This is a genomic window from Fibrobacter sp., from assembly GCF_045112255.1.
Lineage (GTDB): Bacteria > Fibrobacterota > Fibrobacteria > Fibrobacterales > Fibrobacteraceae > Fibrobacter.
Map to the genome: position 1 here is coordinate 96,897 of NZ_JBGUHR010000033.1, position 13,876 is coordinate 110,772.

The 13,876-nt window shown below is 46.8% G+C and carries 9 protein-coding genes; 5 read left to right on the top strand and 4 right to left on the bottom strand.

The features are described from left to right. Positions 1–44: 44 nt before the first annotated feature. The 4 genes from ACJMM9_RS03785 (at position 45) to ACJMM9_RS03800 (ending at position 8,454) form a co-directional block, all read left to right on the top strand. A complete protein-coding gene (locus tag ACJMM9_RS03785) occupies positions 45–3,365 on the top strand; it encodes a transglycosylase domain-containing protein (RefSeq protein WP_405323983.1) in 3,321 nt (1,106 codons plus the stop codon). Positions 3,366–3,504: 139 nt separating this feature from the next. Continuing rightward, complete coding sequence (locus ACJMM9_RS03790) at positions 3,505–4,794, top strand: hypothetical protein (RefSeq protein ID WP_405323985.1); 1,290 nt, start codon at positions 3,505–3,507, stop codon at positions 4,792–4,794. Then, entirely contained in the window at positions 4,791–5,561 is a 771-nt protein-coding gene (locus ACJMM9_RS03795) for a sulfite exporter TauE/SafE family protein (RefSeq protein ID WP_405323986.1), read from the top strand. Before ACJMM9_RS03790 ends, ACJMM9_RS03795 begins: the two co-directional genes overlap by 4 nt. 106 nt (positions 5,562–5,667) lie before the next feature. Next, a complete protein-coding gene (locus ACJMM9_RS03800; protein ID WP_405323988.1) occupies positions 5,668–8,454 on the top strand; it encodes a hypothetical protein in 2,787 nt (928 codons plus the stop codon). 1,138 nt (positions 8,455–9,592) lie between these two features. Here ACJMM9_RS03800 and ACJMM9_RS03805 read toward each other — a convergent pair. Then, entirely contained in the window at positions 9,593–9,790 is a 198-nt protein-coding gene (locus ACJMM9_RS03805; RefSeq protein ID WP_405323990.1) for a hypothetical protein, read from the bottom strand. A gap of 72 nt (positions 9,791–9,862) precedes the next feature. On the opposite strand from ACJMM9_RS03805, the gene ACJMM9_RS03810 reads away from it, so the two are divergent. Then, positions 9,863–10,981, top strand: a complete 1,119-nt coding sequence (locus ACJMM9_RS03810; RefSeq protein WP_405323992.1) for a hypothetical protein — start codon at positions 9,863–9,865, stop codon at positions 10,979–10,981. A gap of 12 nt (positions 10,982–10,993) precedes the next feature. Here ACJMM9_RS03810 and ACJMM9_RS03815 read toward each other — a convergent pair whose 3' ends face one another. The 3 genes from ACJMM9_RS03815 to nhaA form a co-directional block, all read right to left on the bottom strand. After that, positions 10,994–11,938, bottom strand: coding sequence for a hypothetical protein (locus ACJMM9_RS03815; protein ID WP_405323994.1), 945 nt, complete (start codon positions 11,936–11,938; stop codon positions 10,994–10,996). Between the two features lie 72 nt (positions 11,939–12,010). Further along, on the bottom strand, positions 12,011–12,334 hold the full coding sequence (locus tag ACJMM9_RS03820; RefSeq protein WP_405323996.1) for a GIY-YIG nuclease family protein: 324 nt from the start codon (positions 12,332–12,334) through the stop codon (positions 12,011–12,013). 184 nt (positions 12,335–12,518) lie between these two features. Further along, complete coding sequence (gene nhaA / locus ACJMM9_RS03825; protein ID WP_405323997.1) at positions 12,519–13,844, bottom strand: Na+/H+ antiporter NhaA; 1,326 nt, start codon at positions 13,842–13,844, stop codon at positions 12,519–12,521. Positions 13,845–13,876: the final 32 nt, after the last annotated feature.

A 13,876-nucleotide genomic window follows, 5' to 3' on the forward strand; every position in this document is an offset into this window, starting at 1 on the left:
TTTTATATCTTGTAAATCGTTAACAGTCAACATCTTACGGTAAAATGAATAAGTTTGTCAAAATCACTGTAGCTTTCTTTCTCGTAGCCCTAATTTGCTGCATACCCTTCTACATCGTCGTGTTCAAGATCCTCCCCGAACGCGATCCGGACAATCTGTTCAACCGGACCAATATCTTGCAGGTCCTTTCTGGAGAAACCCGCGTTTTCTACGAGGACGGAGAGACATTGCTCGGCGCATTCTTTGACGCGAACCACCGAGTTTACGTTCCCTACGGCGATATTCCCGTCAACCTGATCAACGCCCTCGTCGCTGCCGAAGACTCCCGCTACTGGACCCACAACGGCTACAACTTCAAAGGGTTCATGCGAGCCATGTTCAACAACGTCAAGGCCAGGAGATTCGTCCAGGGCGGTTCATCGCTCACGCAGCAGGCGGTCAAGAACATTTTCGGCCGCGAAGAACGCTCCGTCAAGGAAAAGCTCAAGGAATTCCTGAACGCGCTCCGCATGGAAAAGCACTTTTCCAAGGAAGACATCCTGGAATTTTACCTGAACCAGTTCCACGTCTCGGGCACAGGCAAGGGTGTCGCCATCGCAGCCCAGTACTTCTTTAACAAGGAACTCAAGGACTTGACGCTTGCCGAATGCGCATTCATCGCAGGCTCGGTGAAGGGACCGTTCAACTACGACCCGTTCATCCAGCGCACCGAAGAACGCAGGCAAAGGGCGCTCGAACGCGGCGAGACGCGACTCCGCTACGTGCTCGGGCGCATGGTCGAAGAGGGCTACATCGAGCAGGCCGACATGGACGCCGCCATCGCAAAGCCACTAGAGTTCAACCACGGCAACTTCCGCTTCACGATGAGCACGACGCTCGAACGCCTGGAAGAACGCCTCGACAGCGACTTTTTCCACGAACTTTTCCAGAGCGAAGGCATCGAAGACTGGCGCAAGGCCCAGCTCGAAATCACGACGACATTGAACGCAAAATCGCAGGACGCGGCCAAGCGCGCATTGCAGACAAACATCAGCAACTTACAGCTACAGCTCGGCGGCTTTGTACTCCCGAAGGCGCAATTCGCAAACCGCGCCCGCACTGCACGCAAGGGCGATTACCTCTACGGCGCCGTGGATAGCGTTTTCTACGATACGACCGGCAGGCTCCAATCGCTCAAATTGAACTTCGGCCAGCTCAAGGGCATTGTCACAGAACAGTCCGTCAACGAATTTGCAAAGCTCGCCGGTGGCGACGTGAACAAGATTCTCGCGACCCAGCTCAAGCCGGGCGCCATCCTCCTCGTGAGCATCATCGACGAAATGCCGATCAACGGTTACGCACCGTGCAAGATTGAAACGGAACCGGTGCTGCAAGGCGCTCTCGTCGCCATCCGAAATGGCAAGGTGCTCGCGAGCCAGGGCGGATTCCACAACACGGGATTCGACCGCAGCTTCAAGGCGCTCCGCCAGCTCGGTTCCAGCTGGAAGCCGATTCTTTACGCGCTTGCCCTCAAGTACCACTGGAACTACCTCGACAATCTCGAGAACGAATTCAACGCATTCCAGTACGGGAACCAGTTCTACTTCCCGCGCCCGGACCACAAGAACAAGGGTGACGTTGTAAGCATTGCATGGGCCGCCACGCGTTCCGAAAACATCGCAAGTATTTGGCTTTTGGAACACCTCATGGACAAGCTCTCGGACAAGGAATTCGAGGACGTCGCCCGCGAAAACGGATTCGCCCGCATGCCAGGCGAAGAACGCATCAAGCTGATCGAACGCCTGCGCGACAAGTTCGGTCTCATGATGAAGGAAGATGTCAAGCGCGAAATTGAATTCACGAAGGCCCGCGACGCCCTTGTAGAGCGTTACATGAACGACGGCAAGGTACAGCAGGCTCGTGCCGTGCAAAACTTGCGCTATGGGACATTCAACGATGTCGGCTTGAAGCAAGCGAAGCGCGACCCGAAAATCACGAAGTACGTAAACCACAACTTCAAGCGCTATTCTGAAATCTGGCGCGCCCGCGAAATCCAGGAACTTGACCCGGATGAATCGACAAAACTCTTGCCGCTCGATTCCGTGCAGCTTGCGGACAACTTCACACTCGCCGATTTCAAGCGACTCAATGCGATGATCGAGCCGGTCGATAGCGACGCGGATTACTTTGACATGGCCCATCTGCGCTACTGGCCGGATTACCGCCGTGCACTCGCCATGGCCGACTACGCCCGCTTTGCAAACGAAATCGGCATCCACCAGAAATTGCAGAAAGTGTTCAGTATGCCGCTCGGTGTGAATGACATTACGCTTGCCGAAATCACGACTGCCTACCAGACGCTCCTTACAGGCAAGATTTTCAAATGCAAGGACGCCAACTGGACCGAAGCCTGCTTTATCAAGGAAATCAAGAACCGCGATGGCCGTACGATTTTCAGAAACAAGATGGAATCGATGACCGTGCTCGACGATACCGTGACAACGCAGATGGGCGTGATGCTGCGCTCCGTGTTCACGAACGGTACAGCCCACAGCCAGCTTACCGCACTTAGCGTCAAAAATCCTGAAGGCGCATCGAAACTCCGCTATCCTGTAATGGGCAAGACGGGTACAACAAACGATTACCGCAACGTGGCGTTCTTGGGAGCGCTCCCGACGTACGTGAAGGAAAAGAACGGCATTGCACTGGATTCCGTAATTGCTATTGGTAGCTATGTGGGCTTTGATGACAATAAGCCTTTGAAATCGGGACGCACTCGTATCGCAGGCGCCTCGGGTGGCCTTCCGCAATGGGCTTCGTTTGCGAAGGAAGAAATCGGCATTCTCGGCATTCCAAAGCAGATCGACTTCCTTGACATTTCAATGATCGCCACGGGCGAAGTGCCGTTGATGCTGACAAACGAACGCGGCGAACTCACGGTGGACCCGATGACCGGCGAAGCTTTGGTGAACGGCGAAAAAGGTCGCCCGCTCCCGTGGATCGACGTACCGGGATTCACGCCGCCGCAAGTACAGAAGATTGCCGCAGAGACAATTGCAAAATCTGGAATTGTCGTGAGCTTGCCGATGCCGCAGCCGCAGCAAGCCATTCCAGCCGATGCAAGACCTGTTTCAGAAGTCATGAAGGCCGATTCCATAAAGAAGGCAACGGAAGAAGCAAAGCAAATCCCGCTTGACGCACAGCCAGGCACTACAGAAAAGCCAAGCGCTACGCAAGCAGCAAGCACAAAGCCGGTACAGCAGACGATCACGCCTGTCCAACCGCCAAAACCGCAGGCCGCTATGCCGAAGGACGACGACTGGGATTTGCCCGAAAACTTCAGCAGCAAAAACGCATTCGTGCCTATCGAAGCTGATGCTGAATAGGCGCGACTTCGTCGCAGTTATTAGTTATTAGCTGTTGGTCATTAGTCATGACTATTGACCGCTTCGCATTTCGTCGCAACAGCCAATTTCGAAGCTCTAAATTGCTATTTTTGTTCACGATTAAAAAACGGAGTGTTTCATGTCTAAATCAACGGTTTTCGTTCAGGCAGCCACATTCGCCACAGCGTTCTCGCTCACCGCATGTATCGGGACCAGCCAATGCCCCTCTCCAGACACAAACCCCTCAGACAAAGCACAGTCCACACCGTTCACAAAAGTCATTGGACAAGATACCGTCCAGTCTGCAGAAACGCAAATCGGAACGCATACCGAGATGCAGGTAGTTACAGGCGATAGCGCTACACAGATTCTCGACCAGTTCAAGCTTACGACGCCCGAGCAGATCATGACTCCGGACCAGACGCCGACCATTCTCGTACAAACCCGTGTCGATACAGTCTTGATGATGTTGCCTCCTTGCGACCAGACCCATTTTTCGCACTGTACGCTCGAAACGACGATGGATCCGTACAAGGCATTCCCGGCACTCGCCAACTATGTCTTCAGCTATGCCGATACGCTTAGCCGCGCAGGCCAAACCGATTCCGCGTCCGTCATCTTGAACAGTTTTTCGACAATGGCACCGATGTGGCAAGAATGGCAAGCCTACTCGGATACATTGCGTAACGACTTCGGCAAGCGCCGTGAAGAAAAGGCTAAAGAATATGAATCCATGGCTCTCCAGATTCAAAACATGAACCGCGTACAAGCCTCGTACAGCATGGTCGCCGAAACAGCAGACAGCCTGATTTCGCAGCTCGCCCCTGGCGACTCGCTTTCCAACTGGGCCAAGGAACAAAAGAAAATCGCTTATTCGAACACGCTCAAGAAAGCTTCTAAGGAATTTAACGAAATCAAGGTTCTCGCCGACGAAAAGGCGCAATTCGCTGAAGCCCGCAAGCAGACCGAAACGTTCCGCATCCGTTACCGCGATTTTGAAGACACGCTCCATGTGCAAGCATTCCTGAACCACATCGACGAACTCGAAAAATCAACCGATTCCGAGACCGCCAAGATGTGGGAAAAGCAGGACCCCGCCGCAGCGCTCGCCAAGGCTGACACGCTTATCGCCAACGAAAAGTTCGACAAGGCAAAAGACTTGCTGAACAAGCTCAAGACGAGCAAACTCCGCAAAGAAGCAAACGAGAAGTACATCGCCCTTGCCGATGCCTACTGCAATAAGCAGCGCAAAACAACATCACAGATTTTTGCAAAGTCCCTGAAGCAAACGGACGAAGAAAAGAAAAAGAAATTGCTGAACGACGCCATCGCACCGCTCGACAAGTGCCTCGCGGAATTCCCGGAAACAACGCAGCGCGACAAAGTCGAAAGCAATAGAAAGTTTATTGAAAAGGAACTCGCCAAGTGACAGACTGGTGGAATTACGCCCAGTACCCGGCGTTCTTTATTTTGGGTGCAGTCGTAAGCCTCATCAACAGCATCGCAGGCGGCGGCTCCACGCTTAGCCTCCCCATCATGATTTTCCTCGGGCTTCCCGCCACTGTCGCAAACGGAACAAACCGCATTGGACTCATCATCGGAAATTTCAGCAGCGCCTTTAACCTCGCGCGTCACGGCTATCTGAACAAGAAAATTTTCATGCAGCTTTTGTTGCCGACATTCTTCGGCGCACTGCTTGGCGCATGCTTCCTGGTCCGCATTGGAGACAAGCTCTTCCAGGCAATTCTCGCCGTCGTGATTTGCCTTGTGGTGGTCATGAGCAACTTGCGCAAGGACATTCTCGGAAAGCCTCCCGAGAACCCGCCCGAAAAACTCACCGTCAAAGGCGCCATCGGATTTTTCGCCATCGCCGTCTACGGATGCATTGTGCAGGTGGGCGTCGGCTTTGTACAAATTTTTAGCCTCACGCGTTACACCGGCCTCGACCCGATTCATGTAAACGCCGTCAAGAACGCACTCACGAACGTGTTCCTGATCGTAAGCACGGTTGCACTCGGACTCTCCGGGAAAATCGACTGGCCCATTGCGATTATCATGGCCGCAGGCGCCTGGCTCGGCGGCTATCTCGGCAGTTTCACGCAGCGCAAAAAAGGCAACAAGTTCATCCAGCGGTTCATCAGCGTTTGCAGCATTGGCATGGCCATCGCGCTCGTGGTGGACCTGTTCGCGAAATAACTCCACGTTCCCAACAAAAAACTTATTTTTTTACAACTTTGTACAACTATTTTAACAAAGTTGTATATACTTACGCTATATAAATTTATTTCAAAAAGGCTATAAAATGGCACAAAATTCCTCTACGATTAAATTTTACCTGGGCGACGAATCCCGCCTGGTCATCGATGATTTCAGCTCAAAAGACGAATCCATGTTCAAGGATTCGTACAACGCAGCCTTAAGCATCGTTAAGAATTACATCAGTGGAGGAAAGAAATCAACCAACTCTGAAGATGCTACTGTATTTTTCAGGCAGACAGCGGATGTCATCGACAACAACATCATAGCCTTTATCGGAGAACGCGGCACCGGCAAAAGCTCCTGCATGCTCTCCGTCGCCAACTTGCTAAAAAACATCTCTGACGCAAACGACAAGGTTTCAAAAGATATCTACGCCAATTGCAATCGCGGTTTTGAGATCCTCGAAACAATAGACCCTTCTTTCTTTGAAGAAAAAACAAACGTCCTTGAAATCGTTCTTGGAAGAATGTTTTCGAATTTTAAGAAAAAATGCGAAAACACAGATAAAGACAGAAATGAGGATTTTGAAGAAAAGAAGGACCGCCTTTTCAAAGCGTTCCAAACCGTAAAAGAAAGCCTTGTCCATAAAAACGGTTGCCAAGTCAACGAAGACGACTGCGTCGATGGCTTACTGAAATTAACGGCATCCGTCGATCTGAGAGACTCCATTAAAGAATTGGTAAGCAAGTATCTAGAATTCACAGAAAAGGACATTCTTGTAATTTCTGTGGATGACCTTGACCTGAACACCAAATACGCCTACGAAATGGCAGAGCAGATCCGCAAGTATCTGCGTCAAGAAAAAGTCATCATATTAATCGCGTTAAAGCTAGAACAGCTTGAAAAGGCCGTACAATTACAGTTCGAGACGCAATATAAACTGTTAGCACATGACAAGCCAAACTTTTTTGAGATGACATCAAAATACATCAACAAGCTTTTCCCAGAAAAGAATAGAGTATTTTTGCCCAATATCGATGTCTGGTACGATGCAGAAGTTCAAATTTTTAAACGATCGGATAACGGCCCTATTGAACATAACGGTTATAAATGGGACATCTATGACAAAGATCATAAAAATCAAACATTGAAATATTACGTCGTTTCATTAATATTCCAAAAAACAAGATACCTTTTTTACCATACAAAAGGAAGAGTTTGCCCCATTGTTCCTAGAAACTTGCGAGAACTAAGACATTTGTTAGGCACGTTATGCGCCATGCATGATCACAAGAAAAGAGAATATTTGGATAACAATAAACAAGCATTTAAGGAGTATTTCCTAAAAATATGGGTACCCAACAATTTGAATGTAGATTACAAAAATTTTATTTTAGACCTTTTCAAAATATCCAATCCCGCCGAAATTAACAAGACAGTCATTCAAAAACTATCAAGCTCTTATAGTCAATATTTAAATCAACCAAAACTAAGTAGACTTTCTGTAAAAAACGAGCTAGACGACTCTGACGAAAGAATTGAAGAAATACAAAAAATAATAGATATTGCAAATTTAGCATACAACATCACTTTAGGAGATGTTCTTTTAACAATAACCTACCTGAAAGAATGCCTAGATAACAACAATGACAAAATGTTCATATTCGCCATAGAAACATTTTACTCAATGCGTCTATATGAATATTACGACTTAATGGTAGAAAAGAAAAGAAAAGAGTACCAAGATAATAAAGATGATAAAAGCGGAAATGTAAAAAAAAGTGACGACAATATTGACGAGAGCATAACAAAAAAAGACGCATTAGATGGCTTGACCGCATATGAAATACTTGTCGGAGGCGCATTCGTCAACACAAATGCGACAAGAGTTCTCTCTTCTCAAAAGAACGGTAATCGACGTGACTTGCGATCCATAAAAAAAGACTCCATAGAAAATCTGTTCAATGAAGTTCTAAATGCTCCTGAAACAGACTACAACAAATTAAAGTGGGTTGAATTTTTCGTAATGTTCATTTCTCGAAAGGACTACGACTCCATAAAAAGGAGAGGCGTTTCAGAAAAGAAATGGAGAAAACAAAACGAAGTTACATATAAAACAGATCTAAATTCACCAAACTTAATATTCGACGCCTTTTCAATATTCAGCAGTGTCATTAATATCGAAAGACAATATAACAGATTCAATAAAAATCTGTATGAATTAGCCTCAAAAGAAGGCGTAGATTCGTTATACAACAAGCTCAAAGAAATATGTTATAAAGAAAGAAAACGCGAATCAACCCCTCCTGATGCAGAGTGGGATACAACATGGAGCTTGTTGTCTTCTGGATCAATTAGAAATATCGATGTACTTGAGGCACTCGTTCAAGAAGCAAACCTTTTAGGCGAAGCATATCACAAAGAAGGTGCAGAACATCTACAAAACTTTTTAAATAAAACCGCAGCGTTTAACATAAAAACATACGATATCAAAAACGTTAACGACAGATACACCATACAAGTTGAATTTGCAAGCGTTTTACACGACTTCCTAAAAACACAAATTGACAAAATGAAAAGTCCCAGTAATGATGGAAAAATCAACATATTTGACAGCATTTATAATAGTTGTGAAAACGAATCTAAAAAACATGAACCATCAATCAACACAACCGACTATAAAGAATTAATCAAAACGCTCAAAAAAACATCAGGTGAAACATCTCGAAAAATCATATTCGACGCATACCCAGAACAAGCTAATGATGAAAATTTTATAAAAATCGTAAAAGCAAACATACCAAACGGTATGACTATAAGCACTGAAAAATTCGCAAGAGAATTAATGGAAAAGATTTTCGACGAATATCAAAAGCTAACTAATGAATAACCTGTCTCGCATTCTAAAAACATATTTCGTCGATGCCGATTTCGACAGCATCGTCAATGCAGAATTCAGAACTGATACAGCAAGTAAATCCCCTGAAAAGGGGATGTCCGATGACGATTTTGTTAAAATTATTCAAAAAGACGATTTCGTTTACGGATTCGATGTTGCCAAGGCAATCAACCGTTCTGCTTTAACCTACGGACTCAAAAACGAAAGCGGGAAAAAATCCGTCTTCAATATTTTGAGTTCCGCAGTTGAAGAGATGCTCGACTATAAAAACGACGAACCCATATGCAAGCAGGAACATTTTTTACGTTGGAATGAGATTTCCAGAATCATCGGCGAAGATCTCCTTACACTCGCTTTTTTAGCAAGCAACAACAAAAAATATTCAAACCTCAATTCATTCGCCTGGAAACCTTTCATCCGTTCAGATTCAACTGCCGTAAACAGCATATTGGACAAAGGCTTATACGAACTTCATTCCCATCTATTTGGAGCATCGCTCAATATCGACGTCAATTGGCTGGCGCTAATGAATGCCACACAAATGGATAAAGAATGGAAAAAAAAGCTATCCAAAAAATTTCCGTCTGAATTGCTTATCGCAAAAAAAGCAATCGCCCTAAGGTATTGCCTTTTTGCGAAATTACAAGGCAAAAATCCTCAAATAAATTTATATCAAATCCTAAAAAGTAAGGATCCGCTACAATTAGAATCTCTTCTGCAAAATTGTTACCAAGACATCAGGCTGCAAAAGCAAAACGCCTTGCATTTTGAAAAAAATGTCATTGACTACGCTATCCCCAAAAACATCACACAGAGAGATAGCGACCGATACCACAATGTTCCATTAATTGGCGAACGAATCCTGTTATACAAGGCGCTGCGAGAAATATACACATCCGAGAAAAAACGCGACGATTACTCTCGATTGCTCTACGCATACATCATTGCCAAGAATCAATTTCGAAAGATTATTGTCCAGTGCGACCAGATTAAAGGATTTGGTTATTTTTCAGAAGTTCAAGATCGAAAAAACTTATTTGAAAACAACAATTTTTATAGCACATTAATCCTTTTTATGGCGGTTCAAAATATCGTATGCAACCAGCCCATAAAAAAGATGGAAATGAGATTATCGCCCCCAAAGACGGCAAACAAAATCACACACAACATCATTACAGGAAATAAACGCATCCTTGATAAATCTTTCCGAAGAGGAAAAGAAAATCAAATCGCAAGCAACGTCAAGCTGGGCTATATTTTCCATTTCATCAAAAAAGATGAAAAAAAGGATAAAATCAAATTTTCCGATTTTTACTGTAGAAACCATTCTGTCAGAGACACCGTAAACAAACAGGCGACCGCAATAGAATCCTTGATAAGGGCAAACTCGCCATACTTTGTGGGTGGAATCGATTATCCGCAAAAGATCAAGCCCAAACATGCGGAATATCCAGTTGTCGGAATCGACGCCGCGAGTTCAGAATTCTACTGCCGCCCAGAAGTTTTTGCACCGTCTTTCAGACGTTTAAAATACGTCCAGCGCAATACAGTCCTCGACTATATGTACGGTCGGATTGATGCGCAATTAGGGCGTACTTACCACGCCGGCGAAGATTTCTACGACATTGTAGACGGTTTGCGCGCAATAGACGAATGCATCAACTTCATGAATTTTGGCGAAGGAGACCGCATAGGGCACGGAATCGCGCTCGGCGTAAACGCAAGTACTTACTATGAGGAACGCGATTTCAGGATCATCCTTCCAAAACAAGATATGCTGGACAATGCCGTATGGATGCACAAGATGATGGAGTTCTACTCCATTCCCGACGAATACGGTTTAAAGGCAAACCTGAGAAAAGTTTTCCGAGAATTGTTCTACGAAATATACAGCGATGTATTTAACAGCAAGAATGAACTGGAAAGCACTTCCATCTCAGACTACTACGATTCCTGGCAACTCAGAGGAGACGATCCGGCAACCATCCTCGGCAAAGAAGAAACCTTCAAGCCTTACATGCTCGGCGATCACGACGAATTAAAAATCATTCGTAAGATTTCCAAAATCAGAAATCTTTTCCGAGCCTATCACTATTCCGGCAGCGCCAAGAAAAAAGGCGCAGAATGCAAGGAATTCCATCTGCATGAAGGTTACGACAAGGTCGTGGAACAGCTCCAGAAAAAGCTCCGCGAGCGCATTCAGAAGAAGCATATATCCATTGAAACAAACCCAACGTCGAATATGCAAATTACGGATGTCGATCGCTACGCAGAGCATCCCATAACCGTATTGAACAATTCTTATCTAAAAGCGAAACCGGATTCCATGATCGACGTGTCCATCAACACTGACGACCAAGGCGTCTTTGCGACATCCCTTGAAAAGGAATTCACGCTAATGGCGCTCGCCCTCGAAAAGGAAAAGGACAGAGACGGAAACCCGCTTTATTCAACAGTCGATATTTACCGTTGGCTAGACAGCATTCGCGAATCCGCCTGTTTCCACAGTTTCCTTTAATCGCTTAACGCCTCAGCTCACCGGATTCCTGTGATTTTCAAAGAGTTGCCGTAGATACGCGGCATCTCTTTTTTCTTGTTCTGTCTTGAGGTCTTCCATGATCTGCGCAAAATAGGCGGCCCTTCCCGAGTCTTTTGCAAGGAAGGCATCTTCATAACTGCTCTGCGCCACAGCAATCACTTCTGGATTGAAGCCTATCGTAATTCCATATTTCTTACAGGATTCAATCATATCATCATCGTTTATACTTTTGTAGTCAAAATCGATTTTCTTGAGAAGCATCGCCATATCGCCGACAATTTCAAGCAGAACATCGCTCGACGATGAAAAGCGCGACCGCAAGAAGCTGCAATACACAGCCTCCTTGTACATCTTTTTGTTTATAAAATAATCCTTCAAAAAGCGGAAGCAATGAATCATATCGCTAGAGCGATACGTGTACTTCATGGCAGAGACGATTTCTTTCCGCAAGTTTTCCCAGTGGCCTTCTGCACTACAGAGCATCGCATACAAAATCCGGCACTTCGCAGAGGACGGATTCCACTGGATCGCTTCAGTCACACCTTTCAATGCTGTAGAATAATCGCCCAAGTCCAATGCAGCGAGCGCATACTGGCGGTAAATCCAGTCCATCGGGCAGACGAGGCTGACATTCTTGATCTGCTGCGACGGATTCTGGTAAAAATGCTGATAAAGCACCCATTCCATCTCATCAGAAACGGCAACATAGCTGACGGCGTCGCTAGTCACAAACGGATGCTCTTTAAGCGCCTGCATGAGCGGTTCGAGAATCTTTAGCGACTTTTCGTAATCCTTATTCTTGTACGCATCCAGGGAGAGGCTCAAAATTTCCATCACGCCTTTTCGGCCGCCAATTTCTTCGAGCTTCTTGCTCATGATGGCGGACTTTATTTGGAAGAGGTCTTCCTGATTTTTGGCGTCTTCGATAGATAACATAGTCTACTTTCAAAAAAGTACTTTAATAAAATACACTATTTTGAAAACAATAGACAATACACGGACGAACAACTACACTCGTTTTTTTCGGCGTTTCTTTTTTGGCTTAAGGCGCTCGCCAAGGCTTGCGCGCAGTTCACCTTCTATTGCAGAACCGCCTGCGGCGAGGAGTTCCTTTTGTACGCGTTTGAGCTTCTTGATACGGGCTTCCAGGCGGAGCGCTTCTTCACGAGTCTCGAGTTCGAATGTGTGTAAAATGCATTCCGGCGGGAACGCCTTGGTAAATCTAGCCCCGTGCCCACTACAATGTTCCTCATAACGGGCGTTGACATCCACGGCATAGCCCGTGTAAATGCGGTTACCCTTGCAACGGAGCATGTAGACGAAGTGCGGCATTTTTAGACGAGAGAACGGACCTACGGTCTTACAGACGAGAGACGAAAGTTATTAGTTAATTTTAAAATTTGAATAAGCACTTTTATCAGGCCTTCCGTTATCAATCCGAGCGGCAAAGCCGCGACTATTTGACTCTCTCGTCTTTCGTCTACCAGCGAAGCGGTCTCTAGTCTAAAACAGTCAACTATTCTTTCTTAGACACAATGCTCATGTAGATGGTACCAAGGATAGCGGCGCTAAAGCTTCCGAGGAGGATGCCAAGCTTTGCGGAATCCTTGTTCGCGCCGTCTTCAAACGCAAGGCCAGCGACAAAGAGAGCCATCGTAAAACCGATACCGGCTAGCATGCCGCCGCCCCAAAGGACTTTCCAGGAGTAACTCGGCTTCTTGGAAACGCCAATTTTCACAGAGAGTAGGCTGAAGAGGAAAATACCAATCGGCTTACCGAAAATGAGGGCAAGCGCCACGGCACCAAGCACAGGCACGTCAAGACCGCCGAGCTTGATTTCGACACCGGCATTCGAGAGCGCAAAGAGCGGCATAATGCCAAAGTTCACCCACGGCACAAGCATCTTGTACATGCGTTCCTGAAGCGAAACGCTTTCGCTTGCACCGCGCTTGAGCATCGTAAACACTTCATATTGTTCATTGCGGTCTTTCGTTTCGCCAGAGAGCACGTTTCCGACACTGTTCGTGAAGTTCGCCACCATGCCCTTCGCCACCACGGCCTTCGCAGGCACTGAGAGACCGAGAAGCACACCAGCAATCGTCGGGTGCACACCGGACTTGACAAAGAACGCCCACACGGCAATACCGATAATGTGGAACAAGAGCAAGTTACGCACACCAATGCGGAAGAACACGTTAATCAAGGCAAGGAGAGCAAAGGCGATTCCAAGAGCAGCAAAGTTGATGCCGTCGCCGCTCGGGTACCCAATCGCAATCACGAGAATCGCACCGATATCGTCAGCAATGGCCAAAGTCAAAATCATCACGCGGAGCGCATGCGGCACCTTCTTGCCGAGAATCGCCATGCAGCCCACCACGAACGCGATATCCGTCGCCGTCGGGATTCCCCAGCCATGCGACGTACCCGGAGGGCAAAGTGCCAGATAAATCAGCGCCGGGAAAAGCATACCGCCAGCAGCGGCAATAATCGGAAGGCTCGCCGCCTTCGGGTCGCGAAGTTCGCCATAGGTCATTTCGCCCTTGACCTCAAGCCCGATATTGAAGAAGAATATCGTCATCAGCGCGTCGTTGATGAACCAGTGCAAGTCGCCCGCGCCTACCCAGCTGCCAATCGTCACCACGAACGGCAGGTGCCAAAAGTGCTCGTACGATGACGGACTCAGGTTCGCCCAGATGAGAGCCGCAAGCGTCATAATGATGAGCACTATGCCGCCCGTCGTCTCCACCTTCATCAGGCGTTCGATCGGGGTGATAATCTTACGTACCGGGGTTTCCGGGAACATATCTTCAATTTTATCGCTGCTTGTTACTCGTGCTGACATATGCTTTTCAATATAGATAAGTTTTTACATTT

What these genes read in the sequence shown, in the direction of transcription:
- ACJMM9_RS03815 (WP_405323994.1), bottom strand. Translation starts at nt 11,938, where the DNA reads ATGTTATCTATCGAAGACGCCAAAAATCAGGAAGACCTCTTCCAAATA.
- ACJMM9_RS03790 (WP_405323985.1), top strand. Translation starts at nt 3,505, where the DNA reads ATGTCTAAATCAACGGTTTTCGTTCAGGCAGCCACATTCGCCACAGCG.
- ACJMM9_RS03785 (WP_405323983.1), top strand. Translation starts at nt 45, where the DNA reads ATGAATAAGTTTGTCAAAATCACTGTAGCTTTCTTTCTCGTAGCCCTA.
- ACJMM9_RS03820 (WP_405323996.1), bottom strand. Translation starts at nt 12,334, where the DNA reads ATGCCGCACTTCGTCTACATGCTCCGTTGCAAGGGTAACCGCATTTAC.
- nhaA (WP_405323997.1), bottom strand. Translation starts at nt 13,844, where the DNA reads ATGTCAGCACGAGTAACAAGCAGCGATAAAATTGAAGATATGTTCCCG.
- ACJMM9_RS03800 (WP_405323988.1), top strand. Translation starts at nt 5,668, where the DNA reads ATGGCACAAAATTCCTCTACGATTAAATTTTACCTGGGCGACGAATCC.
- ACJMM9_RS03805 (WP_405323990.1), bottom strand. Translation starts at nt 9,790, where the DNA reads ATGGTTTCTACAGTAAAAATCGGAAAATTTGATTTTATCCTTTTTTTC.